The organism is Citrobacter sp. Ct235 (assembly GCF_030332305.1).
GTDB lineage: Bacteria > Pseudomonadota > Gammaproteobacteria > Enterobacterales > Enterobacteriaceae > Citrobacter_A > Citrobacter_A telavivensis.
The window spans coordinates 477530-501863 of the sequence record NZ_JAOWIC010000047.1 but is presented as its reverse complement, the minus strand read 5'-3'; the positions used below and the strand labels follow the sequence as shown (position 1 = coordinate 501863).

At 53.6% G+C, this 24334-nt stretch carries 21 protein-coding genes; 17 read left to right on the top strand and 4 right to left on the bottom strand.

Translation table 11 applies throughout. The annotated features are described in order from the left end of the window. Window positions 1-14: 14 nt before the first annotated feature. Window positions 15-1154, bottom strand: coding sequence for a cytochrome d ubiquinol oxidase subunit II (gene cydB / locus OGY35_RS15390; RefSeq protein ID WP_152405415.1), 1140 nt, complete (start codon window positions 1152-1154; stop codon window positions 15-17). 15 nt (window positions 1155-1169) lie between these two features. After that, window positions 1170-2738 (bottom strand): cytochrome ubiquinol oxidase subunit I, encoded by a 1569-nt coding sequence (gene cydA, locus OGY35_RS15385; protein WP_286632727.1) that lies wholly within the window; start codon window positions 2736-2738, stop codon window positions 1170-1172. Window positions 2739-4020: 1282 nt separating this feature from the next. Between cydA and glmS the strand changes: the two genes are divergently transcribed. The 10 genes from glmS (at window position 4021) to cobO (ending at window position 15235) form a co-directional block, all read left to right on the top strand. Continuing rightward, complete coding sequence (gene glmS / locus OGY35_RS15380; protein ID WP_152405416.1) at window positions 4021-4470, top strand: methylaspartate mutase subunit S; 450 nt, start codon at window positions 4021-4023, stop codon at window positions 4468-4470. Then, on the top strand, window positions 4470-5858 hold the full coding sequence (glmL, locus tag OGY35_RS15375; RefSeq protein ID WP_152405417.1) for a methylaspartate mutase accessory protein GlmL: 1389 nt from the start codon (window positions 4470-4472) through the stop codon (window positions 5856-5858). Before glmS ends, glmL begins: the two co-directional genes overlap by 1 nt. A gap of 18 nt (window positions 5859-5876) precedes the next feature. Further along, complete coding sequence (locus tag OGY35_RS15370) at window positions 5877-7322, top strand: methylaspartate mutase subunit E (protein WP_046477584.1); 1446 nt, start codon at window positions 5877-5879, stop codon at window positions 7320-7322. Beyond that, on the top strand, window positions 7322-8563 hold the full coding sequence (locus OGY35_RS15365) for a methylaspartate ammonia-lyase (RefSeq protein WP_046477582.1): 1242 nt from the start codon (window positions 7322-7324) through the stop codon (window positions 8561-8563). Before OGY35_RS15370 ends, OGY35_RS15365 begins: the two co-directional genes overlap by 1 nt. Before the next feature lie 3 nt (window positions 8564-8566). Continuing rightward, entirely contained in the window at window positions 8567-9937 is a 1371-nt protein-coding gene (locus OGY35_RS15360; protein WP_046477579.1) for an acyclic terpene utilization AtuA family protein, read from the top strand. Then, the gene (locus OGY35_RS15355) at window positions 9934-10251 is read left to right on the top strand and encodes a DUF4387 domain-containing protein (RefSeq protein ID WP_042320615.1); all 318 of its coding nucleotides are present in this window, start codon (window positions 9934-9936) and stop codon (window positions 10249-10251) included. The genes OGY35_RS15360 and OGY35_RS15355 overlap by 4 nt, the downstream gene beginning before the upstream one ends. A 170-nt stretch (window positions 10252-10421) precedes the next feature. Beyond that, entirely contained in the window at window positions 10422-11729 is a 1308-nt protein-coding gene (locus OGY35_RS15350; RefSeq protein ID WP_102602246.1) for a dicarboxylate/amino acid:cation symporter, read from the top strand. A 126-nt stretch (window positions 11730-11855) separates the two neighbouring features. After that, window positions 11856-12857, top strand: coding sequence for a glutaminase A (gene glsA / locus OGY35_RS15345; protein ID WP_286632716.1), 1002 nt, complete (start codon window positions 11856-11858; stop codon window positions 12855-12857). Between the two features lie 113 nt (window positions 12858-12970). Beyond that, window positions 12971-14623, top strand: a complete 1653-nt coding sequence (locus OGY35_RS15340) for a class I fumarate hydratase (RefSeq protein ID WP_286632714.1) — start codon at window positions 12971-12973, stop codon at window positions 14621-14623. Window positions 14624-14632: 9 nt separating this feature from the next. Continuing rightward, window positions 14633-15235 carry a cob(I)yrinic acid a,c-diamide adenosyltransferase gene (gene cobO, locus OGY35_RS15335; protein ID WP_152405421.1) on the top strand — a complete coding sequence of 201 codons (603 nt, stop codon included), beginning with the start codon at window positions 14633-14635 and terminating at the stop codon, window positions 15233-15235. 61 nt (window positions 15236-15296) lie between these two features. Here cobO and OGY35_RS15330 read toward each other — a convergent pair whose 3' ends face one another. Beyond that, window positions 15297-16205: a LysR family transcriptional regulator gene (locus OGY35_RS15330; RefSeq protein WP_152405422.1), complete on the bottom strand. Its 909-nt coding sequence runs from the start codon at window positions 16203-16205 to the stop codon at window positions 15297-15299. A 405-nt stretch (window positions 16206-16610) separates the two neighbouring features. On the opposite strand from OGY35_RS15330, the gene cobA reads away from it, so the two are divergent. Further along, entirely contained in the window at window positions 16611-17390 is a 780-nt protein-coding gene (gene cobA / locus OGY35_RS15325; RefSeq protein ID WP_286632713.1) for a uroporphyrinogen-III C-methyltransferase, read from the top strand. On the opposite strand, the gene OGY35_RS15320 is transcribed toward cobA, so the two are convergent. Continuing rightward, a complete protein-coding gene (locus OGY35_RS15320) occupies window positions 17369-18262 on the bottom strand; it encodes a PocR ligand-binding domain-containing protein (RefSeq protein ID WP_152405424.1) in 894 nt (297 codons plus the stop codon). The genes cobA and OGY35_RS15320 overlap by 22 nt on opposite strands. Before the next feature lie 372 nt (window positions 18263-18634). Here OGY35_RS15320 and otnK point away from each other — a divergent pair, with 372 nt between their 5' ends. From otnK to OGY35_RS15290, 6 genes are read left to right on the top strand one after another with little or no spacing between them, the layout of a single operon-like run. Then, a complete protein-coding gene (gene otnK, locus OGY35_RS15315; RefSeq protein WP_286632711.1) occupies window positions 18635-19900 on the top strand; it encodes a 3-oxo-tetronate kinase in 1266 nt (421 codons plus the stop codon). Continuing rightward, a complete protein-coding gene (otnC, locus tag OGY35_RS15310; RefSeq protein ID WP_284554212.1) occupies window positions 19897-20541 on the top strand; it encodes a 3-oxo-tetronate 4-phosphate decarboxylase in 645 nt (214 codons plus the stop codon). Before otnK ends, otnC begins: the two co-directional genes overlap by 4 nt. A gap of 6 nt (window positions 20542-20547) precedes the next feature. Then, a complete protein-coding gene (locus OGY35_RS15305) occupies window positions 20548-21357 on the top strand; it encodes a DeoR/GlpR family DNA-binding transcription regulator (protein ID WP_174349147.1) in 810 nt (269 codons plus the stop codon). Next, window positions 21338-22114, top strand: coding sequence for a hydroxypyruvate isomerase family protein (locus OGY35_RS15300; RefSeq protein WP_152405433.1), 777 nt, complete (start codon window positions 21338-21340; stop codon window positions 22112-22114). The genes OGY35_RS15305 and OGY35_RS15300 overlap by 20 nt, the downstream gene beginning before the upstream one ends. Before the next feature lie 36 nt (window positions 22115-22150). Beyond that, window positions 22151-22960, top strand: coding sequence for a beta-keto acid cleavage family enzyme (locus OGY35_RS15295; RefSeq protein WP_286632708.1), 810 nt, complete (start codon window positions 22151-22153; stop codon window positions 22958-22960). A 24-nt stretch (window positions 22961-22984) separates the two neighbouring features. Next, entirely contained in the window at window positions 22985-24331 is a 1347-nt protein-coding gene (locus OGY35_RS15290) for a bile acid:sodium symporter family protein (RefSeq protein WP_286632707.1), read from the top strand. Window positions 24332-24334 lie beyond the last annotated feature (3 nt).

Here is a 24334-nt window from a genome sequence, read left to right as displayed (position 1 = left end):
GTTTTGCTCCTTACTTAGTACAGAGAGTGGGTGTTGCTTTCAATATGTTCTTTGGTGATGCGGCCGAACATTTTCCAGTAACACCAGGTGGTGTAGATGAGAATGATCGGTACAAACACCGCAGCAACCCAGGTCATCACATTCAGTGTCAACTGACTGGAGGTCGCATCCCACATGGTCAGGCTCGCGTTCATCATGGTGCTTGAAGGCATCACGAACGGGAACATCGCGATACCGGCAGTCAGAATGATGCAGGCCAGCGTCAGAGAAGAGAACAGGAATGCCCATGCCCCTTTCTCCATACGGGAAGTCAGAATGGTCAGCAGCGGCAGCGCCACACCCAGTGCAGGAACCAGCCACAGGATCGGTGCATTGTTAAAGTTGACCATCCAGGCACCCGCTTCACGCGCGACTTCTTTGGTCAGCGGGTTAGATGCCGCATGATGATCAACCGCAGAGGTCACCACGTAACCGTCGATACCGTACATCACCCAGACACCCGCCAGCGCGAAGCAGACCAGAGTGACCAGCGCTGCAATCTGCGATGTCGCACGGGCACGCAGGTGCAGTTCACCCACGGTACGCATCTGCAGATAGGTCGCGCCCTGAGTAATGATCATTCCTACGCTCACTACGCCTGCCAGCAACCCAAACGGGTTCAGCAGTTGGAAGAAGTTACCGGTGTAGTAAAGGCGCAGATACTCATCGATATGGAACGGTACGCCCTGCAACAGGTTGCCAAATGCCACGCCGATCACCAGCGGCGGCACAAAACTCCCCACGAAGATGCCCCAGTCCCACATGTTACGCCAGCGAGTGTCTTCAATCTTGGAGCGGTAATCAAAACCGACCGGACGGAAGAACAAGGACGCCAGCACGAGGATCATCGCCACATAGAATCCGGAGAACGCCGCGGCATAGACCATCGGCCAGGCAGCAAACAGCGCGCCGCCCGCGGTGATAAGCCACACCTGGTTTCCGTCCCAGTGCGGGGCGATGGAGTTAATCATAATTCGACGCTCGGTGTCGTTACGACCGAGGAAACGGGTGAGCATGCCCACCCCCATGTCGAAGCCATCGGTGACCGCAAAACCAATCAGCAGAATGCCAACCAGCAGCCACCAGATAAAACGTAGTACTTCATAATCGATCATTTGACGACTCCTGTCTTAGTGTGCCGGCTGAGTAGTCGCGGTGGACTGCTCAAAGTGATAGCGACCGGTTTTCAGGCTGCTTGGGCCAAGGCGTGCGAACTTGAACATCAGGAACAGTTCAGCCACCAGGAACAGGGTATACAGGCCACAAATCAGGATCATGGAGAACAGCAGGTCACCGACGGTCAGCGACGAGTTCGCCACTGCGGTTGGCAACACTTCACCGATCGCCCACGGCTGACGGCCATACTCGGCGACAAACCAGCCGGCTTCTACAGCAATCCACGGCAGTGGAATACCGTACAGCGCGGCGCGCAGCAGCCATTTTTTCTCACCGATGCGGTTACGAATCACGCTCCAGAAGGAGAGCGCAATGATCGCCAGCAGCAGGAAGCCACATGCCACCATGATACGGAATGCGAAATACAGCGGCGCAACGCGTGGAATCGAATCCTTCGTCGCCTGCTGAATCTGAGCTTCAGTCGCATCAGAGACGTTCGGGGTATAGCGTTTCAGCAGCAGACCATAACCGAGGTCTTTCTTCATGTTGTTGAACTGATCGCGAACCGCCTGGTCGGTCGAACCGGCACGCAGTTGCTCCAGCAGCTCATACGCTTTCATCCCGCTACGGATACGCGCTTCATGCTGCACCATCAGGTCTTTCAGACCGATAACCGGCGTATCAACAGAACGCGTGGCAATAATGCCCAGTGCGTAAGGGATCTGAATCGCCAGTTTGTTTTCTTGCGACTCCTGGTCCGGAATACCGAACAGAGTAAAGGCAGCCGGAGCAGGCTGAGTCTCCCACTCTGCTTCAATTGCCGCGAGTTTGGTTTTCTGCACGTCGCCCATTTCGTAACCGGATTCATCACCCAGAACAATAACAGACAGCACGGCAGCCATACCGAAACTGGCAGCAATAGCGAAAGAGCGTTTTGCAAAAGCAATGTCGCGGCCTTTCAGCAGGTAGTACGCGCTGATACCGAGCACGAACATCGCACCAGTCACATAGCCAGACGCCACGGTGTGCACAAATTTCACCTGAGCGACCGGGTTAAGGACCAGTTCAGAGAAGCTCACCATCTCCATACGCATGGTTTCGAAGTTGAAATCCGATGCGATAGGGTTCTGCATCCAGCCGTTGGCGACCAGGATCCACAACGCTGACAGGTTAGAACCTAAAGCGACCAGCCAGGTGACCGCCATGTGCTGAACTTTGCCCAGACGATCCCAGCCGAAGAAGAACAGACCTACAAAGGTGGATTCGAGGAAGAAGGCCATCAGACCTTCGATCGCCAGCGGCGCACCGAAGATATCCCCAACGTAGTGGGAATAGTAAGACCAGTTTGTCCCGAACTGGAACTCCATGGTCAGCCCGGTTGCCACACCCAGAGCGAAGTTGATACCAAACAACTTGCCCCAGAACTTAGTCATATCTTTATAAATCTGTTTGCCGGAAAGGACGTAGACCGTTTCCATAATGGCCAGCAAGAACGCCATACCGAGCGTCAGTGGCACAAAAAGGAAGTGGTACATCGCGGTCAAGGCAAACTGTAAGCGCGACAGTTCGACTATATCTAACATCATGACTCCTTGCTCATCGCATGAAGACTCCGAGAGTGACCCCGTTAGAAAGGGTCACACGCATGCCCCAATACAAATTTATCTGCACACTCTCACCGTTAACCGTTTTCCTGAAGAAGGAAACAGAAAGTGCGAAAGGTTACAAACATGTTAATAAAAAACTCAAATTGATCCCGCAATTATATTACGCCGCAAAATCCTTACAATAAACAGGTTTTTATTGAGGAAGATTTGCATTTTTCGACAGTGATCAATTTATAGCGAATTTATCACCTTTCCACCAATTTGATCGGCGACAATTTAACGTGTTTCACACGCTTTTACCAACGTTTAAACATTGATTTAAATCAAAAACAGTGCTTTTTGTTAATCGTGTTTAAATTGAGTGATCGTAGTGAAAAACATGTTGCTAACATGTGTCTTTGCAGGTGGGGATGGTTACTAAGTGAAAATGTCTATATAAAAAGACAGTGCTTTAATTAACGCGGTAACGGCATTTTCCGTGGCCCTGACCCGCTCAATTTAGCGTAGTCAATTTTCAGTTATTTTCCAGAGACGAAGAATCTGCACGTTGTTATTCACAATTATTTTACTTTTACAGAAAAATGAATTAACACCACATTGTTATTATTCCGTTAACAATAAAATGACGCTGTGAGCAGCGCCGATCTGTTTGCTGATTATTCCGCCAGGCATGCTGCTGCCCGTCCAGCAGGTTGACGAAGAATCGTTCTCCTCCCCTGGCATGAACTCTCATTTAGCCAGGTTCAGCGCCCCGTCAATCCGACATGATACGTTTGCGGAACTGACTCACCTGAAACAACAAGAAATGACCAGAATGTGACACGGTGTTGCCTGGAATGGTGTACAGCTTAATTGAATAATACAAACGTACTCGGAACAAATTATTATCTTTTCATTAACAGTTATTTTTATGTCTATATTAAGGGTTCAGTTAATTCCGTTATCTATCTCACACTTCTTCTTCTGAAAATATTTAAAGACGCCTTTCGCTAACAGACAAATAAACAAGATTCAGATCACAAACATGAAACTCCGTTTAATAGATACCTTTTTATTAAAATATTAATGCGTTGAAACTACAATCACAACCATATGAAAGTAAAGAGATTTTAATTTTACTTCATAGAACAGTCATTTTTCGAAAGATATTTTGAAAATAGATCAATTGCATCCATCGCGCCTCCCCACGACACTCCGTCCCTATTAAAACATTCAAAAACATTTTATTTCTTACCCTGAGTCCTGGAGAGGATTACCCATGAAAAAATCAACACTCGTTATTGGCGTCATTGGTGCTGACTGCCATGCAGTAGGCAATAAAGTTCTGGACCGCGTTTTTACTGCCCATGATTTTCGCGTAATCAATCTGGGCGTAATGGTGAGCCAGGATGAATATATCGATGCCGCGATCGAAACCGGCGCCGATGCCATTGTCGTCTCCTCTATTTATGGCCATGGCGACATTGACTGCCTGGGGCTGCGCGAGCGCTGCATCGAACGCGGCATTGGCGATATCCTTCTTTACGTCGGCGGCAACCTGGTGGTCGGAAAGCATGATTTCGCAGACGTCGAAGCCAAATTTAAAGAGATGGGCTTCCAGCGTGTCTTCGCCCCAAGCCACGATCTCGAAGATGTTTGTCAGTTGATGGCAATGGATATCAACAAGCGCCACGGTATCGAACAGCGTTGTCTGGAAGAGGCTATCTGATGCAAACCGTCTCTGTCGATATCGGCTCGACGTGGACCAAAGCTGCCCTCTTCGCAAAGGAGGGGGATGCGTTAACACTGGTTAACCACGTTCTGACTCCGACGACGACCCATCATCTGGCGGACGGTTTTTTCGCCAGCCTGAACCAGGTGCTGAACGTTGCCGATGCGCGCCCACTGCTCAACCGCGGTGAAGTGACACTGAAATACTCCTCATCGGCAAAAGGCGGCCTTGCCGTCGCCGCAATGGGACTGGTGCCGTCGATCACTCTGGAATCGGCAAAAGTCACGGCGCATTCCGCCGGGGCCAAAATCGCCCAGTACTACTCGTATAAGCTGAATCGCCATGACATTAAGGCGCTGGAAGCCACGCCGCCGGACATTCTGTTGTTTACCGGCGGAACCGATGGCGGTGAAGAGAGCTACGGTCTGGCCAACGCGCATGCGCTGGCAGAGTCCAGTCTCGACTGCGCCATTATCTACGCTGGAAACCGCGACATTCAGGACGATGTCCAGGCGATTCTGGGACACAAAGATCTGATCACGGTAGACAACATTCTGCCCGACCTCGATCACCCGAATCCCTTCGCCGCCCGCAAGGCGATTTGTGATGTCTTCCTGTCCCGCATCGTGAAAGGCAAAGGACTGGATGTGATTGTCGGTGAAACCGGCGAAGAACCCATGCCGACGCCCTGGACGGTGTACGAACTGGTCAAAGCCATTAGCGAAGTCGACAGCGCGTGGAAAGAGTTCATGCTCATCGACATGGGCGGCGCGACCACCGACGTCTATTCCGCCAGCGCCAATACCCTCTCGCCCGACACCGTACTGCACGGCGTCCCGGAGCCGTTCGTTAAGCGCACAGTGGAAGGCGATCTCGGCATGCGCGTCTCCGCTGTGGTGGTAGGCGAAAGCACCCATGAACTGGTAAAGGTGGTATTCGCTCAGCAGCCGGCGCGCCAGGAGGCCTTTTATGGCTACCTGCGCCATCTGGTAGCACATCCCGATTATCTGCCGCAGAGCGAGGAAGAGAAATACTTTGATTCTCTGTTAGCCGGACTGTGTGTTGGTTACGCCGCCGAGCGTCACGCTGGCACCAAAAAGCAGGTCTGTACCTGCGTTGGCAACGTCGATTTACAGATGGGACGCGACCTGACCACCGTGCGCAAAGTGGTCGGCTCGGGCGGCTGGCTCTCCCGCGCCAGTCAGTTTGATATCCATCACTGGCTCAAATATCGCGAACTGGACGACGACGGCAGACGCATTCTTTTACCCACTCAGTTTGAGTACTACCGCGATGCAAAAGGTCTGCTCCCGCTGCTGGCAAACGTTGCCAGACTGGATCCCCAGGCCGCTGCGCGCACCAGCATTCACTGTTTAACCCTATAAAACCTAAGGCAGCGACGAATGGAACTTCGAAATAAGAAATTAACCCATGACGAATTTATGACTGAGCGGCATCAGGTGTTGCAGACGTGGCATACCGGCAAAGACGTCGAACATTTTGAAGATGGCGTGAAGTACCAGCAGACCATTCCTGAGAAAAAACGTTTCTCTCATGCCTTGCTGAAGGCTGACCAGGAAGGGAAAACCCTGAGCCAGCCGCGCGCCGGCGTGGCGCTGATGGATGAGCATATTGAACTGCTGAAAACCCTGCAGGCAGAGTGTGACCTGCTGCCCAGCACTATCGATGCCTACACCCGTCTGAACCGTTATGAAGAAGCCGCCATTGGGATCCAGAAATCCATTGAAGCCGGGACGTCGAAGCTCAACGGGTTGCCGGTGGTTAACCACGGCGTGGCGGCCTGTCGCCGAATGACCGAATCGCTGGAGAAACCCATTCAGGTACGTCACGGTACGCCGGATGCGCGTCTGCTGGCAGAGATTGCCATGGCCAGCGGCTTCACCAGCTACGAGGGCGGCGGTATCTCCTACAACATTCCTTACGCCAAGCGCGTCACGCTGGAAAAATCCATTCGCGACTGGCAGTACTGTGACCGTCTGATGGGACTGTATGAAGAACACGGCATTCGCATTAACCGCGAACCGTTCGGCCCGCTGACCGGCACACTGATCCCACCGTTCATGTCTCATGCTGTGGCGATTATCGAAGGTCTGCTGGCGCTGGAACAAGGTGTGAAATCCATCACCGTCGGCTACGGCCAGGTGGGCAGCCTGACGCAGGATATTGCTGCGATCCAGTCACTGCGCGAACTGTCCCACGAGTATTTCCAGAATTACGGTTTCAATGATTATGAACTGAGCACCGTCTTCCACCAGTGGATGGGCGGCTTCCCGGAAGACGAATCCAAAGCATTCGCCATTATCTCCTGGGGCGCAGCGGTCGCCGGCATGTCCGGTGCCACCAAAGTAATCACCAAGAGCCCGCACGAAGCCTTCGGTATCCCGACGGCCGCGGCTAACGCCCAGGGACTGCGCGCATCGCGTCAGATGCTCAATATGGTCAGCGACCAGAAATTCCCGCCGTGTGCCGCAGTAGAACAGGAAGTGGATCTGATTAAGAGCGAAGTTCGCGCGGTCCTGAAGAAAGTGTTTGAGCTGGGCAACGGCGACGTTGCGCGCGGGACGGTGCTGGCCTTTGAAGCTGGCGTTCTGGATGTGCCTTTCGCTCCGGCCTCCTGCAACGCCGGGAAAATCCTGCCGGTTCGCGATAACTCCGGCGCTATCCGTATTCTGGAAGCTGGCTCGGTTCCACTACCAAAAGACATTCTCGCCCTGCACCACGACTATGTGGCCGAGCGTGCGCAATACGAAGGACGTAAACCCTCATTCCAGATGGTTGTTGATGACATCAACGCTGTATCCCACAGTCAATTAATAGGAAGACCATAATGAAAATTAAACAGGCGCTTTTCACCGCTGGCTACTCCTCATTCTATTTTGATGACCAGCAGGCGATCAAAAATGGCGCAGGTCATGACGGGTTTATTTATACCGGCGATCCGGTCACCCCAGGCTTTACCTCTGTGCGTCAGGCCGGTGAGTGCGTTTCCGTACAGCTGATTCTGGAAAACGGCGCGGTGGCGGTGGGTGATTGCGCCGCGGTGCAGTACTCCGGTGCCGGTGGCCGCGATCCGCTGTTCCTGGCTGAACACTTTATTCCGTTCCTCAACGATCACATTAAACCGCTGCTTGAAGGCCGCGACGTGGATGCGTTCCTGCCGAACGCCCGTTTCTTCGACAAACTGCGCATCGACGGTAATTTACTGCATACCGCCGTTCGTTACGGTCTGTCACAGGCACTGCTTGACGCCACCGCGCTGGCTTCGGGTCGCCTGAAAACGGAAGTCGTGTGCGACGAATGGCAATTGCCCTGCGTACCGGAAGCGATTCCTTTATTTGGTCAGAGTGGCGATGACCGCTATATCGCCGTCGACAAAATGATCCTCAAAGGCGTTGATGTCCTGCCGCACGCGCTGATCAACAACGTTGAAGAAAAGCTCGGTTTCAAAGGTGAAAAACTGCGTGAGTACGTACGCTGGTTGTCCGACCGTATTCTCAGCCTGCGCAGCAGCCCGCGCTACCATCCGACGCTGCATATCGACGTGTACGGCACCATCGGTCTGATCTTCGATATGGACCCGGTCCGCTGCGCCGAGTACATCGCCAGCCTGGAAAAAGAAGCACAGGGCCTGCCGCTGTACATTGAAGGCCCGGTCGATGCAGGCAACAAGCCGGATCAGATCCGCATGCTGACGGCCATCACCAAAGAGCTGACCCGTCTGGGTTCCGGCGTGAAAATTGTTGCGGACGAATGGTGTAACACCTATCAGGACATCGTGGACTTCACCGATGCCGGCAGTTGCCATATGGTGCAGATCAAAACCCCGGATCTCGGCGGCATTCACAACATCGTTGACGCGGTGCTGTACTGCAACAAACACGGGATGGAAGCCTACCAGGGCGGTACCTGTAATGAAACCGAAATCAGCGCCCGTACCTGCGTACATGTGGCTCTTGCCGCACGTCCGATGCGTATGCTGATAAAGCCAGGTATGGGCTTCGATGAAGGTCTCAATATCGTGTTTAACGAAATGAACCGCACCATCGCGCTGTTGCAGACTAAGGATTAAGAGATGGCACGCACATTTAAGATCTTATCGCCGACGGCTATCCTGGGTTATGGCTTCCCGGAAGAGAGCTTTCGTAAAGCCATGGAAGAGTCACCGGATCTGATCGCGGTTGACGCAGGCTCCTCCGATCCTGGCCCCCACTATCTGGGGGCGGGTAAACCGTTTACCGACAGGGCCGGGGTGAAACGCGATCTGCGTTATATGATCACGGCGGGCGTTAAGAACAACATTCCGGTGGTGATCGGCACCGCCGGCGGATCCGGTGCTGCACCGCACCTTGAGTGGTGTCGGCAGATTATCCTTGAGATTGCGCAGGAAGAAAAACTGTCCTTCTCAATGGCCCTGATCCCATCGGATGTGAATAAAGAGGTGGTTCATCAGGCGCTGGATAACGGCAAAATCACCGCGCTGGACTTTGTTCCGGCACTGACCCACGAGGCGATCGAAGAGAGCACCTATATCGTGGCGCAGATGGGGATCGAGCCGTTCCAGCGTGCGCTGGAAGCGGGGGCGCAGGTGGTGCTGGGCGGACGGGCTTACGATCCGGCCTGCTTCGCGGCGCTGCCAATTATGCAGGGCTTTGATGAAGGTCTGGCGCTGCACTGCGGCAAGATCCTGGAATGTGCGGCCATTGCCGCCACCCCAGGTTCCGGTTCCGACTGCGCGATGGGGATTATCGACGACAACGGCTTTACGCTGAAGACGTTCAATCCAAAACGCAAGTTCACCGAAACGTCGGCGGCGGCGCACACCCTGTATGAGAAGTCCGATCCCTACTTCCTGCCAGGCCCTGGCGGCGTACTGAACCTGAAAGGGTGCAGCTTCACAGCGGTAAACGATGGCGAAGTGTACGTCAGCGGTTCCCGTCATGAAGAAACGCCGTATGCGCTGAAACTGGAAGGCGCGCGCCAGGTGGGCTTCCGCTGCCTGACCATTGCCGGTACCCGCGATCCGATCATGATTGCCGGCATCGACACCATTCTCGAAGAAGTTCAGGCAAGCGTTGCCCGCAACCTCTCACTGAATGATGACAGCATCCGCATGACGTTCCACCTGTACGGTAAGAACGGCGTGATGGGTAATCATGAACCGATGCAGACTGCCGGGCACGAACTGGGCATTTTACTGGACGTGGTCGCGCCAACGCAGGATATCGCCAACAGCGTCTGTTCGCTGGTGCGCTCTACCCTGCTGCATTACGGCTACGAAAACCGGATCGCCACGGCAGGCAACCTCGCCTTCCCGTTCTCGCCATCCGATATTCAAAGCGGGCCGGTGTATGAGTTCTCAATCTATCACCTGATCGAAGCCAGCGACGCCCTGCGTTTTGACTTCCATATCGAACAGGTGACGCCAGAAGGAGTTCAGGCATGAAACACGCTATTTGCACCCTGGCGCAGGTGATTCGTTCCAAAAACGCCGGACCGTATGAACTGGTGTTAGATATTTTATTTAAAACGCGCGAAGACTATCAGCGGGTAAAACGTTCTGAGCAATTAACTCCGCAGTTAATTGCCCGCTTATATAACGTTGAACCTGATTTTATTCATCGCATCGTCTGGTTTGACCCTGCGAATGCCGTAAAAATCGTGATGCCTCGCGATATTATTTCCGGCAACGTCGGTGACAATGATGTTTATGGTGCGCAGCAGCATGCGCCGTTATTAAGTATTGAGTTCGACCTGTAATTAAAAAAATACAACAACGTCCATTGGCGTACAGGATTTCGCTGTATCACTGTATTCCAGATAATTCATGCGGTTGGTCATAACAGGCGTGCATCTGAGCTGCTGTCCGCGCTCAGGCGCACGCCGCCCTACATTATTTTACAGACTAGCCTTGATCCGATGGAGTAAACATGAAGAAAATAAGTCTAACAAAAATGATCATATTAGGCCTGATACTCGGCATGATTGCCGGGGTGGCTATTAATAATATGGCATCGGCAGATACAGCAAAATCATACGCACAGGATATTTCTATTTTTACCACTATCTTCTTACGTATGGTAAAAATGATTATCGCGCCGTTGGTTATTTCAACCCTGGTCGTTGGTATCGCGAAAATGGGCGATGCCAAAACGCTGGGCCGTATATTCTCGAAAACCTTTTTCCTGTTTATCTGCGCCTCGCTGTTGTCGATTGCGCTGGGTCTGGTCATCGTCAATCTGTTCCAGCCGGGTGCGGGCATTAACTTTGTCGCCCATGACGCTGCGGCAGTGGCTGGCGTGCAGTCAGAACCGTTCACGCTGAAAGTGTTTATCTCTCACGCCGTGCCGACCAGCATCGTGGATGCGATGGCGCGTAACGAAATCCTGCAAATCGTGGTGTTCTCGATTTTCCTCGGTTGCAGCCTGGCCGCCATTGGCGAAAAAGCCGAGCCGATCGTGAAAGTGCTCGACTCGCTGGTTCACGTCATGCTGAAGCTGACAGGTTACGTCATGCTGTTCGCGCCGTTAACGGTGTTCGCCGCCATCTCCGGGCTGATCGCCGAACGCGGACTGGGCGTGATGGTGAGCGCCGGGATCTTCATGGGTGAGTTCTACCTGACGCTGGGCATGCTGTGGGCGATCCTGATCGGCCTGTCAACGGTGATTGTCGGTCCGTGCATCAGTCGTCTGACGAAAGCGATCCTCGAACCGGCACTGCTGGCGTTTACCACCTCCAGTTCTGAAGCCGCATTCCCTGGCACCCTGGATAAACTGGAGAAATTCGGCGTCTCATCCAAGATTGCCAGCTTTGTGCTGCCTATCGGTTACTCCTTTAACCTGGTGGGTTCAATGGCCTACTGCTCGTTTGCCACCGTCTTTATCGCGCAGGCGTGCAACATTGAACTGAGCATGGGCGAGCAGATCACCATGCTGCTGATCCTGATGCTGACCTCCAAAGGCATGGCGGGCGTACCGCGTGCCTCGATGGTGGTCATTGCCGCGACCCTCAACCAGTTCAACATTCCGGAAGCGGGTCTGATCCTGCTGATGGGCGTCGATCCGTTCCTCGACATGGGCCGTTCTGCGACCAACGTCATGAGTAACGCCATGGGTGCCGCCATTGTCGGTCGTTGGGAAGGTGAACACTTCGGTTCAGGCTGCCGGGGCACTGCGCCGGTCAAAACGCCAGAACAGGAGCGTCCTGCAACTGAACCGTCAGAAGTGGTGATGTCCTGATGATATAAGGTTGCCGGGTGGCGCTATTGCTTATCCGGCCTACACATTGAGTATTAACCTGTAGGCCGGATAAGGGGCTTGCGCCGCCATCCGGCAACATGCCAATCACACCAACAAGGTTGCACCATGAACGTAAAATTCTTCGGCGCGAGCATGTTAACCGCCAGCCTGTTTTTTAGCGCCGCCACGCTGGCGCAAACGGCACCGGACTACGCCGCATTGATCGAACAGGCACACCAGAAATACAAAAGTAACCACGACGGCAACGTCGCCGACTATATCCCTGCCCTTGCCGCATACAGCCCCAACAACTTCGCCATTACCCTCGCTACCGTTGACGGCAAAATTTACCAGGCTGGAGACATCAATAAAGCGTTCCCGATGGAGTCGCTGAGCAAAGTCTTCACCCTCGCGCTGGCAATAGAACAACGCGGGCCGCAGGAAGTGCTGGATAAACTCGGTGCGAACGCCACCGGCCTGCCCTTTAATTCCGGCCTCGCCGTCGAACTCACGAAGGGCGCGCCGGAGAATCCGCTGGTCAATGCCGGTGCCATGAGTACCGTCAGCCTGATTGATGCTAAAGACAAAACCGACCGCTGGAACAAAATCCTCGCCAACCTGAACGCCTGGGCCGACGCTACGCTCACGGTTAATGAACCGGTGTTCAGATCGGAAATGGAGACCAATCAGCATAACCAGGCGCTGGCGCAACTGATGGCATCGTACAACAGCTTCTACGGCAATACGCAGGATGCCGTGGAGATCTACACCCGCCAGTGTTCAGTGGATATCACCGTTGAGCAGCTCGCCAAAATGGGGGCTGTGCTGGCCAATAAGGGCAAATCGCCGTTCAACGGCAAACAGTTGCTGAATGAACGCTATGTGCCGCAGGTGCTGGCAGAAATGGCCATCGCCGGCCTCTACGACGGCAGCGGCAAATGGCTGTATACCGTCGGTATTCCGGCGAAAAGCGGCGTCGGTGGCGGGATGGTCGCAGTGGTTCCGGGACAATATGCCATCGCCGTTTACTCACCGCCGCTGGATAGCGCCGGGAACAGCGTGCGCGCCCAGCAGACCATTGAATATGTTGCCCATGCAACGCAGGCCAATCTCTTTATGGCGCATTAAGCAGATGCCGGCGAGCGCTCATGCGCATCCGGCCTACGAATCAGGCATTTTTGTTGGTCGGATACGGCGCGACGCCGTCCTCCGGCGATATCAACCTTAACGTGAGAAGTAACATGTCTAAACCCTTTGTCTGGCAAGAACTCTTTGTACAAAGCAAAGAGAGTACGGAATACGAATTACTGAGCAATCAGCATGTTACGGTGACAGAATTAGATGGCGAAGAGGTCATCAAAGTGGCGCCGGAAGCATTAACGCTGCTGGCTCAACAGGCATTCTATGAAGCATCGTTCTTCCTGCGCACCGGACATTTAAAGCAAATAGCCAGCATCCTGCACGATCCGCAGGCCAGCAGTAACGACAAATACGTCGCCCTGCAACTGTTACGTAATGCGGAAGTGTCGGCGAAAGGCGTGTTGCCGAACTGCCAGGACACAGGCACGGCGACGGTTGTCGCCTGCAAAGGTCAGCAGATATGGACCGGCGGCGATGATGCCGAAGCGCTCAGCAAAGGGATTTATGCCACCTTTAAAGACAATAACCTGCGCTATTCGCAAAACGCCCCGCTGGATATGTACAACGAGGTCAACACCGGTACTAACCTGCCCGCGCAGATAGACATCAGCGCCACGCCGGGTAACGAATACCGCTTCCTGTTCGTCAATAAAGGCGGCGGCTCGGCTAACAAAGCGGCACTGTTCCAGGAGACGAAATCTATCCTGCAACCGGAAAAACTCACCGCATTTCTGATCGAGAAGATGAAATCACTGGGCACGGCCGCCTGCCCGCCGTACCACATTGCCTTTGTGGTCGGTGGTCTCTCCGCTGACCAGGCGCTCAAGGTCGCCAAACTGGCCTCAACCAAGTATTACGACAACCTCCCCACCAGCGGTAATGAACTGGGCCAGGCGTTTCGTGACACGGCGCTGGAGTCCACGCTGCTTAACGCCAGTCGTGAATTTGGCATCGGCGCACAGTTTGGCGGGAAATACTTCGCCCATGACATTCGCGTGATTCGTCTGCCGCGCCACGGCGGCTCTTGTCCGATCGCGATGGCTCTCTCCTGCTCCGCCGATCGCAATATCAAAGCGAAGATCAACAAGCACGGGATCTGGCTGGAAAAACTCGAGCATAATCCAGGCAAATTTATCCCTGAATCCAGCCGCGTCGAGAACAGCGCGCAGAGCGTAAATCTGGATCTGAACCGTCCGCTGCGCGAGATCCTGCATGATTTATCCGCCCTGCCGGTCGGCACACGACTTTCCCTGAATGGTCCGATTGTCGTTGCCCGCGACATCGTGCACGCCAAACTCAAAGAGCGTCTGGACAACGGCGAAGCGATGCCGGCGTATATGAAAGATCACATTGTCTACTACGCGGGCCCGGCTAAAACACCAGACCAGATGGCTTGCGGCTCGCTCGGGCCAACCACCGGCGGGCGCATGGACGGCTATGTCGATGCCTTCCAGGCCGCTGGCGGCAGCCTGGTTATGCTGTCAAAAGGCAACCGCAGTCCGCAGGTGACCGAGGCCTGTCATAAACACGGCGGATTCAACCTCGGCAGTATCGGCGGTGCCGCCGCCTTGCTGGCGCAGCAATATGTGAAAAGTCTGCGCTGTCTCGAATATCCCGAACTGGGAATGGAAGCGGTCTGGATGATGGAAGTTGAAAACCTGCCTGCCTTCGTGCTGGTGGACGACAAAGGCAACAACTTCTTCAGCCAGTTTGAACAACAGCACCGTTGTGCATCCTGCCCGGCAGGACATTAAGGAGCGTTTATGCAAGCGCGAGCCAATAGCGACCGTCATCGTCAGCGCCAGCAAAAGCTGAAAGAACAGGTTGATATCCGCGTGGCTGCCGCCACGGAACAAAAAGGGATTGTGATCGTTTTCACCGGTAATGGAAAAGGGAAATCCACGGCCGCCTTTGGCACCGCCACGCGTGCGGTGGGACACGGAAAAACCGTTGGCGTCGCGCAGTTTATCAAAGGCCAGTGGGATAATGGCGAATACAACACCCTGCATCCGCTGGGCGTTGAGTTTCACATTATGGGCACCGGGTTTACCTGGGAAACACAAAACCGCGAATCAGATATCGCGGCGGCGCTTGCCGTCTGGACAGAGAGCAAGCGTATGCTGGCCGACGCGCATTACGATCTGGTGGTACTGGACGAACTCACTTACATGCTGGCGTATCACTATCTTGATACCGAAGAGGTGATTGCCGCCATCCGGGAACGTCCGGCCCAGCAGAGTGTGATTGTCACTGGACGAGGTTGCCATGCGCAGTTACTGGAGCTTGCCGATACCGTGAGCGAGCTGCGCCCCGTGAAGCATGCGTTTGACAACGGTATTCAGGCACAGGCGGGAATTGACTGGTAGTCACGTAGTTGCCGGATAGCGCACGCGCTTATCCGGCCTACCGTTCGCCTGCCAACCGGCATCAGCGTTCCAGGGGTGACACCACCGATTTTTGCAACAACCACTCGCGGAAGACCTGTAAATGACGGGATTCCGCTTTTTCTTCCCGCCAGGTCATGATGAAACGATTACCTGTACGCATAGGCACATCGCAGGGGATCACCATGTCACCGTTATCCAGATCGTGCTGGATAGCAAAGCGCGGGAGCAGCGCGACCCCCAGATTAGACCGCACCGCCGCGATCAGCATCGACAGCAGATCAAAACGCGGGCCTTTGTTGGCCAGTGGACTACTGACATCCGACAGGGCGAACCACTCCTGCCAGCCGTTAATTCGTGTACTTTGATGCAGCAACGGAAACTCATTGAGCAGCTCTTCGACCGCCAGTTTCTGGTTGGGCTGCGACAGCAGACTGCCGCTACAGACCGGTAGAATTTCCTCTTCGAACAGATACTCCACTTCTGACCACGGCGAACAGAAGTCCTCTCGCATAATGGCCGCATCATATTCACGGTTGAGAAAATCACCAATGTTCGCCAGTGAGTGAATATTGACGATAATATCGGGGTTACGTTTATTGAATTCACGCAGATTGGGGATCAGCCAGTGGGTACTGAACGTCGGATTGACCGCCAGTTCAATGACCTCCACCGTGGGCTGCCAGGTCATAATGGTGTTGGTATCACGCTCAAGTTTATTCAGCGTTTCCTTAACAATGCTCAAATAATGCTTCCCGGCCGCGTTTAAAAAAATCCGCTTTTTGGCATGACTAAATAATGCAGTATGCAGAAAATCCTCAAGTGCATTCACCTGGCGAAATACGGCACTTTGCGTTAATGCTAACTCCTCCGCCGCACGCGTATAACTTTCATGACGTGCCACTACTTCAAACGTCACCAGTAATTCAGTCTTTGGTATCTTTCCTCTCATAACGTCTTCCATATGCCGCGTACAAAAATAGTTTAAATTATAAAAAATAAATGCAACCGACTCCCGATTGGCCTGAGAGTTATATTTTATTTCCTACCTGGATGTCATTGATCCACTCCATGGTTTATTCACACAGAAGGCGAACAAATAATAACCAATAATACGCAAGACTGGCCATAAACACAATTTAATTAAGGTTATTTTGCGACAAATAGCGCCAATAAGTTCTTAATAATTTTTCAAGATAACTTGTTTATCGGAGAAAAAACTTTGCGGGGTTAATCAATATTATTTACTTATTATTTCAGGAGAATTCAGTTCACTTAACGATAAGCAAACGATGGCGTTTTTCCATCCGTTTTTACTCCTTTTACCGTTTTTCCCGACAATAATTAAGGACGACATATGAAAAATTCCGGAAAAGTCTGGCTGGTTGGCGCAGGTCCTGGTGATATCACCTTACTGACCCTCAAAGCCCTGCAGTGCATTCAACAGGCTGATGTCATTATTTACGATCGGTTGGTCAACCCTAAAATACTCGACGAGTGCTCAGTGAACTGTACCTGTATCAACGTCGGCAAAAGTCCGGGCTATCATTGCGTGCCTCAGGAGGAGATCAATGCCCTGCTTATTCAGCATGCGCGGACGCATCGGAACATTGTCCGTCTGAAAGGCGGCGATCCTTACGTGTTTGGTCGTGGTGCCGAAGAGGTGGAGTGTCTGGTCGAGGAAGGTATTGCCTTCGAAGTGGTGCCGGGCATCAGTTCCGCCATTGGCGGGCTGGCCTGCGCCGGGATCCCGGTCACCCACCGCGACCTGGCGTCGGGTTTTCATGTCGTGACGGGACATACCCGCGAAGGCAATCAGCAGCAGGACTGGCGGCAGCTTGCGAAGCTCAACGGCACGCTGGTGATCGTTATGGGGATAGCGAATCTGCCGTTTATCTGTGAAGAGCTATTGATGGGGGGCAAATCACCAGACACGCCCGCCGCCATTGTCATGTCGGCCACCCGGGAAAATCAACGGCGCTTAACCTGTACGCTCGGCACATTGCTCACCAAAGCGCAGGAAGCGAATATTGTGCCGCCGGCGCTGATTGTGGTCGGCGATGTTGTCCGTCTGAGCGACCGACTCTCTTTTATTCCAGAGGTGATGGAACGCGTCTACAGCGAGAGCTGTTCATGACGGAATGACTGCGGAGAAGTCTGGTGAGCCGCCCGGAATACCCGACAAAAGTAGCTGGTCTGCGCATACTGAAGTTTCCGGGCGATACTGTCGATAGAGTTCGTCGGATCGCACAGTAACTCGCTCGCCCGCTGCATTTTTTTCTGACTCACCCAGGTTTTAAAATTCACGCCCTGCCGTTTCTTAAAGAAGCGGCTAAAGTAATTGGCGCTTAAACAGACATGTGCCGCCACCGACTCCAGCGTCAGTTCCTCGTATAAGTGTTCATCGATATAACGCAGTGCGGCGACCAGTTTCTTTTCGTGACGCGAAAGCTCCATTGCCGACAACCGCAGGTCGCTCAACTGGACATCGGCATTGCTCAGCGTTGAACTCTGGACTGGATTGATATTATTAATAATAAAACTAAGCAGGTTTGCCGCCGCCACCAGATGATTATTTTCAACAATGGCAACCTGATTCCAGGCTGATTTAATTTTGGGATCAAAAACCCATTGCCGATCGTCATCAATGACAATCGTTTTATATTCTGGATACTTTGCGCGCACCTGACCACAAATAATAAATCCCAGCAGATGCCCTTGACGAATTAATGGCATCGAGAAAAAACTCAACCCTGCATGACAGCAGAGTATTCTGATTTTTTCTTCTTTCAGTCCTTCAAAAGCACAATATTTATCACATTTCTGACAACTTTTTTGATATCGCGGATCGGTGCGCAGTAATGAACAGAAAGAATTAAAATTATGACAGGCGGAAATTTCCCGACCATTAATGTCCACCACCACGGCGGCAAGCCCTGTCGCCTTAGAAAACACCTCGGCCAGTGAGTAAAAACTGTGTAAGACATCGTCCTGAATATGCTGAGGCACGTTACGCTCCGCCCGTGGTCTGGATAACGTTGCTAATATGCAAAATTTATCCTGGGGAAAGAATGACCCTGACCGCAAAAAATAATCTCATTTATTCAGGTGATTATGATCAAATTGCAAGAGCGGCGTCCCGTCTCCTCTAAACCTGTCCCGCGGCTGTTGTGACAACATTTCCCAAAGATTAACGAATCTTCACATCACTCTGTGAGCATTATTTCAATGTGAATTGAAATTTTATCTATTGTTTTCATAAAGTTATTAAGTATTCATACAATTTTATGATGTGCTTATTTGTGAGAATCATCATGTGAATGTGAAACGTCCTCCTGAATAATAGGCTCAATTACCAGACAATCTGAACGGAGTGGATGTATGCCCGTCACGACAGGTGTTATCGCCGACGACTTTACTGGCGCAACGGATATAGCAAGTTTTATGGCTGAGCAAGGCTGGCGAGTCGCACTGCTGCCCGGTATGCCAGACGCCGCACAGCCGTGGAATGAAGAGGTCGACGCGATTGTCATCTCGCTTAAAAGCCGTTCTCTGGCGGCTGACCAGGCCGTCGATCAATCATTACGCTGCTGGCAATGGCTGCACAACACAGCCGGTGCGCAGCAGATTTACTTCAAATATTGTTCCACCTTTGATTCCACCCCTGCCGGTAATATCGGTCCGGTCAGCGATGCGCTGATGGAAGCCATGCACACGCCGTACATCATTCACTGTCCTGCCCTGCCGCAAAACGGACGGACGGTGATCCACGGCCATCTGTTTGTGAATGGCGTATTGCTGAACGAATCCGGCATGGAGAAACATCCGCTCAACCCGATGACCGACGCGAACCTGATTCGACTGCTCGCGGCGCAAACCCCCCGTACCGTCGGACGCATCGATCTCAGCACGATTCAAAGAGGTGTGGAAGCGGTCACTCACGCCCTGGACCGCTGTCAGTCTGAAGGTGTACGCCACGTGATCGTGGATACGTTCAGTGAAGCCGATCTGCAGACTCTCGCTCAGGCCTTGCGTCATACGCCGCTGCTGGCGAGCGGTTCCGGTCTGGGCGGTGCACTGGCCGCGTGCGCCACCCCGCAGCGTGGACAGGAGGCGGCACATCCTTTCCCGCAGCCTGCAAAAACGGTGGTCTTTTCCGGAAGCTGTTCCACCATGAGCAACCGCCAGGTGAACCGCTATAAAGCGCGGGCCGCGTCCCGTTTACTCGACGTGGCGCGCTGCCTGGCAGACGCAGAAGATTACAGCGATGAGCTGTCGCTGTGGGCGATGGCGCATGTCGATGACGCGCTCGCCCCGCTGATTTACGCCACCCAGCCGCCGGAAGCACTAAAACGCATTCAACAGGAGTATGGCGAGCAGCCTGCCAGCCGGGCGATTGAACATACCTTTGCCAGACTGACGGCCAAACTGCAGGCCGCAGGTGTGAACGGTTTTATCGTTGCGGGCGGCGAAACGTCCGGCACCGTAGTGGAAGCGTTGCGGGTATCGCGACTGGCGGTCGGTAAAGCCATCGCCCCCGGCGTCCCCTGGGTGTTTTCCGCCGAACCACCGTTAGCGCTGGCATTGAAGTCAGGCAACTTCGGTGATGAAGAGTTCTTTTTTACCGCGCAGGAGTACACATCATGAACCCGCTTACCGAACAGCAACTCCGCGAACAGCTGGTGCATTATGGTCGCTCTCTGTTTATGCGCGGCTTCAGCAGCGGCGGCTCGGGCAACCTGAGCGTAAGGCTGCCGGACGGCGGCTATCTGGTCACACCGACCAACTCCTGCCTGGGAGAGCTGGACGCCGCCACGCTCAGTAAACTGGATGCCAACGGCGTTCACCTGAGTGGCGATAAGCCATCAAAAGAGGTGCCTATGCACCTGGCCTGGTATCGCCATCGTCCGGCCTGCGGCGCGGTGGTCCATCTGCACTCGCCGTGGCTGACCGCCCTTTCCTGTCTGCCGTGCAGCACGCCGGAAAACTGTCTTCCGCCGTTAACGCCGTACTACGTGATGCGCGTCGGGCAGTTGCCGCTTCTGCCCTATTTCAAACCTGGTCATGAAGGCATTGCCAGCGCACTTAGCGAAATTGCGGCGGACCATACTGCGGCGCTCCTGGCCAATCATGGCCCGGTAGTCAGTGGTCGCTCACTTCGTGAGGCGGTGTTTAATGCCGAAGAGCTGGAAGACAGCGCCCGCATCTGGCTGACCTTAAAACCCCTCGGTTACGTGCCGCTCACGGCGGAAGCGGTGGCTGAACTCGAACAATCCCAGCGAGCATGAGGTGAAATGATGATCCCCGAACAACGACGTGATTTTATCTACCGCTACGTGCATGAAAAAAACGTCGCCTCGTTTAATGAGCTGGCGGATCTGATGAGCGTGTCACACATGACCGTGCGTCGCGATATTCAGTTGCTGGAAGAAGAAGGCAAAGTCATCTCGATTAATGGCGGGGTGAAACTCAACAATCTGCTGAAATCGGAACTGCCGTGGCGGGAAAAGGCCGAACTGCATCATGAGGTGAAGCGGCGGATGGGACAGCTTGCCGCAATGCTGATCGAACCGGGGCAAACGCTGTATCTGGATGCCGGCACCTCACTGTTTGAAGTGGCGAAAGCGGTCGCCGCCAGCCACTGCTTCAACCTGACGGTGGTGACGAACGATTTTTCCATCAGCCACTACCTGATGGACATGCCGCACATCACGCTGTATCACACCGGAGGTCTGGTGGATCAGCGCAACCGTTCCTGCCTTGGGAAAAGCGCTGCCAGCTTTCTGCGCACGATTAACATCGACGTGGCGTTTCTCAGCTCGTCCTCATGGGATACCGAACGCGGTATGTCGACCCCCAGCGAGGGCAAAGCCTCGGTGAAAGAGGCTGTGCTCACCGTCTCCCGCCGTCGGGTGCTGGTCTGCGACAGCAGTAAATTTGGCAAATACGGGATGTTCCACATCTGCTCGCTGGATCAACTGACCGACATTATTTCGGATAACCAGTTACCCGATGTGGCGCAGGACACCATTGCCAGCCAGGGCGTGAAACTGCATCTGGTTGATTGCCGGGAGGGAACGCACCATGCTGAAGTTAGCGGCTAACCTCGACTGGCTGTTTTGCGAACACCCCATTGCCGGACGCTTTCAGGCAGCTAAGGCGGCGGGTTTCCACGGCGTTGAAGGGCTGTTTCTCTGGCAGCATTCGCTGGACGTTCTACTGGCAGCGCAGCAGGAAACCGGCCTGCCAGTAGCGTTGATGAACGCCCCGGCGGGTAACTGGCAGGCAGGTGAACGTGGGCTGGCGTCCCTGCCTGAGCGTGATGAGGAATATCAGCGCAGTCTGATGATTGCCCGCGATTACGCCACGGCGTTAGGTTGTCGCAAGGTGCACGTCATGGCCGGACTGCGCGTGGACACGCTTTCCGCCAGCGCCCAGCGCGAACGATTGACTGACAGACTGCGTATCGCCTGTGACGTCATGGTCGAGGCCGGAATAGACGTACTGATTGAACCCTTAAATCCGCAAGATATGCCAGGTTATTTCGTCGACAGCTTTCCTCTGGCCGAAAGTCTGATTAACGAAGTGGACAGAAAAAATATCGGCTTACAGTTTGATATTTATCACTGCCAAAAAATACACGGTAATGTTGCGCATTTTATTGAACGCTATTTACCGATAATTAAACATTTTCAGATTGCTTCTGTGCCTGGTCGCCATGAGCCAGGAACGGGAGAATTAAACGAAGCATGGCTCTTTGATTTTATTAAGCAGACAGGTTATCAGGGCTGGATGGGTTGTGAATACAAACCGTCAACACCAGGGCCCGAATCGTTACGCTGGATGACACCGTACTTATAATTTTAATATCTCTGTACCGGAATACCGGAGGAACACATGTCGGATACTGTTATTATCTCGTTGGCACCCGTTGCCGCGGATTGCCCCAGAGTTATACCCGAAGAACTGGCGCAGGAAATATTGGCCTGCGTCGAACATGGTGCGGCAATAGTGCATTTACACGTTCGCGATAAGCAGGGTCGCCTGACGCCGGACACCACGGATTTTCAGGCGACAATCGATGACGTCATGCGCCATTCTGACCTGATTATTCAGGCCTCTACCGGTGGCGTCTCCGCTATGTCGATTGTCGAACGCTGCGCGCCGCTGGATTGTCCCGGCGTCGAAATGGCCTCGCTGAACGTCGGCTCCGTTAACCTCGGCGATGCCGTGTATTTTAATCCCGGACCGGACGTCGAATATTGTTCCCAACAAATTACCCAGCGTTCAATTATTCCTGAATTCGAAGTCTTTGAAATAGGGATGATTAATAACATCCTGGCGCTGGAAGAAAAAATTCAGTTCAGAAAGCCCATGTTATTCAATATAGTGCTCGGCCATCGTGGAAGTTCCCCGGCGACGGTTGATGCGTTAATTGCCTTGCGGAGTATGATTCCACGTGACGCTTTGTGGGGAATTACGCATTTTGGCCGTAAGAACTTCGATATTATTGCAGCAGCGGTCGGAATGGGTGCCAGTGAAGTGAGGATTGGTTTTGAAGACAGCTATTATTTAAGCGCAGAAGAGAAAGCCCAGCATAATTATCAGCAAGTTGCCAAACTCGCCACGCTTATTCGCAGTATGGATAAAAAGGTCGCCACGCCAGATATTGCGCGGCAAATGTTAGCTATTCCACCACGACAGTAATAACGAGAGAAAGGACATTTCATCATGACTATCACGACCGTTATTCACAAAACCGGACTGGGCGTCTGCATCGCCGGTGGCGCACTGGCGGCAATTGGCGCGCTGATGCAGTCTCCCGCCCTCTGGCAGCCGGGGCTGGTGATGCTGACAGCAGGCTTCGCGGCAGGCGCGGGTTATTGGCCTGGTCTTCGCAGCTATCAGTTTACCCTGTGGATCATCGCCGGCTTTGTCGCCGCGATGACCTGGTCAACCGATCTGATCGTCTGGGGCGGATTCAACATCACGCATAAGTGGATCGTCTTCTTAGTGATCCAGGCGACCATGTTCAGTATGGGCACCAAACTCACGATTCAGGATTTTATCGACGTTGCCAAAATGCCATGGGCGGTGTTCATCGGCACCTTCTGTCATTTCGTCATCATGCCTTTGCTTGGTCTGAGCATCACGCTGCTCTTTGACTTCCCGCCGGAAGTGGCTGTGGGCATTCTGCTGATTGGTTCCTGCCCCAGCGGGCTCTCCTCCACCGTGATGGTGTATATCGCTAACGCCAACCTGGCGCTGGCGGTCTCTATCGCCGCCGTCTCGACGCTGGCGGCGACGGTGATGACGCCGCTGTGGGTGAATCTGCTGGCTGGATCGATGATCGACATCCAGCTCACCGCGATGGTGATGGACGTGGTGAAAATCGTGCTGATCCCAATTGGCGCGGCGATTTTACACGACTACCTGAAAACCTATGCCGGTGTGCAGGGGCGTCGTACCGTGCAAATTCTGGCCGGGATCAGCGCCGTCTGGCTGCTGTATATGATTGCCGGCGGTTGGGACTCGCTGTTTGGCAGCGCCAGCGCTGACGCACAAATGTACGCGGTCGTGCTGAACTTTGTGGCAGGCGGGATTATCTGGGCGCTGTTCTACAACTGGCTCTACAGCCGCGTGGACGGCGTTAAGAAAGTCATGCCGACCATCTCAATGATGGGCATCATTTTCTTTACCACCACCGCGGCGGCTGCCGGACGCGACAACCTGGTGCAGGTCGGTTTCCTGCTCTGCTTCGCCATGCTGATGCACAACCTCGGCGGCTTCCTGATTGGCTATCTGATGAGCCGCTGGATCTTCCGTATGGATGTCCAGTCTGCGCGGACGGTGGCCTTTGAAGTCGGTCTGCAAAACGGCGGTATGGCGTCGGGTCTTGCTGCCGCGATGGGCAAACTGGCAACCGTCGGTCTCGCCTCTGCGGTCATGACGCCGCTTGGCAACGTCAGCGGCTCGCTGCTGGCTAACTACTGGCGCAAAAAAGATGCCCGACAAGCACAGGCCCTGAGTCAAAACACGCCTGCTCAGCCAATATCAGAACCTCTGTCAAAAGGATAACCA

Bases quoted from the DNA above. Each gene is read 5' to 3' on its own strand.
- cydB (WP_152405415.1), bottom strand. From the start codon at position 1,154: ATGATCGATTATGAAGTACTACGTTTTATCTGGTGGCTGCTGGTTGGC.
- cydA (WP_286632727.1), bottom strand. From the start codon at position 2,738: ATGTTAGATATAGTCGAACTGTCGCGCTTACAGTTTGCCTTGACCGCG.
- glmS (WP_152405416.1), top strand. From the start codon at position 4,021: ATGAAAAAATCAACACTCGTTATTGGCGTCATTGGTGCTGACTGCCAT.
- glmL (WP_152405417.1), top strand. From the start codon at position 4,470: ATGCAAACCGTCTCTGTCGATATCGGCTCGACGTGGACCAAAGCTGCC.
- OGY35_RS15370 (WP_046477584.1), top strand. From the start codon at position 5,877: ATGGAACTTCGAAATAAGAAATTAACCCATGACGAATTTATGACTGAG.
- OGY35_RS15365 (WP_046477582.1), top strand. From the start codon at position 7,322: ATGAAAATTAAACAGGCGCTTTTCACCGCTGGCTACTCCTCATTCTAT.
- OGY35_RS15360 (WP_046477579.1), top strand. From the start codon at position 8,567: ATGGCACGCACATTTAAGATCTTATCGCCGACGGCTATCCTGGGTTAT.
- OGY35_RS15355 (WP_042320615.1), top strand. From the start codon at position 9,934: ATGAAACACGCTATTTGCACCCTGGCGCAGGTGATTCGTTCCAAAAAC.
- OGY35_RS15350 (WP_102602246.1), top strand. From the start codon at position 10,422: ATGAAGAAAATAAGTCTAACAAAAATGATCATATTAGGCCTGATACTC.
- glsA (WP_286632716.1), top strand. From the start codon at position 11,856: ATGAACGTAAAATTCTTCGGCGCGAGCATGTTAACCGCCAGCCTGTTT.
- OGY35_RS15340 (WP_286632714.1), top strand. From the start codon at position 12,971: ATGTCTAAACCCTTTGTCTGGCAAGAACTCTTTGTACAAAGCAAAGAG.
- cobO (WP_152405421.1), top strand. From the start codon at position 14,633: ATGCAAGCGCGAGCCAATAGCGACCGTCATCGTCAGCGCCAGCAAAAG.
- OGY35_RS15330 (WP_152405422.1), bottom strand. From the start codon at position 16,205: ATGAGAGGAAAGATACCAAAGACTGAATTACTGGTGACGTTTGAAGTA.
- cobA (WP_286632713.1), top strand. From the start codon at position 16,611: ATGAAAAATTCCGGAAAAGTCTGGCTGGTTGGCGCAGGTCCTGGTGAT.
- otnK (WP_286632711.1), top strand. From the start codon at position 18,635: ATGCCCGTCACGACAGGTGTTATCGCCGACGACTTTACTGGCGCAACG.
- otnC (WP_284554212.1), top strand. From the start codon at position 19,897: ATGAACCCGCTTACCGAACAGCAACTCCGCGAACAGCTGGTGCATTAT.
- OGY35_RS15305 (WP_174349147.1), top strand. From the start codon at position 20,548: ATGATGATCCCCGAACAACGACGTGATTTTATCTACCGCTACGTGCAT.
- OGY35_RS15300 (WP_152405433.1), top strand. From the start codon at position 21,338: ATGCTGAAGTTAGCGGCTAACCTCGACTGGCTGTTTTGCGAACACCCC.
- OGY35_RS15295 (WP_286632708.1), top strand. From the start codon at position 22,151: ATGTCGGATACTGTTATTATCTCGTTGGCACCCGTTGCCGCGGATTGC.
- OGY35_RS15290 (WP_286632707.1), top strand. From the start codon at position 22,985: ATGACTATCACGACCGTTATTCACAAAACCGGACTGGGCGTCTGCATC.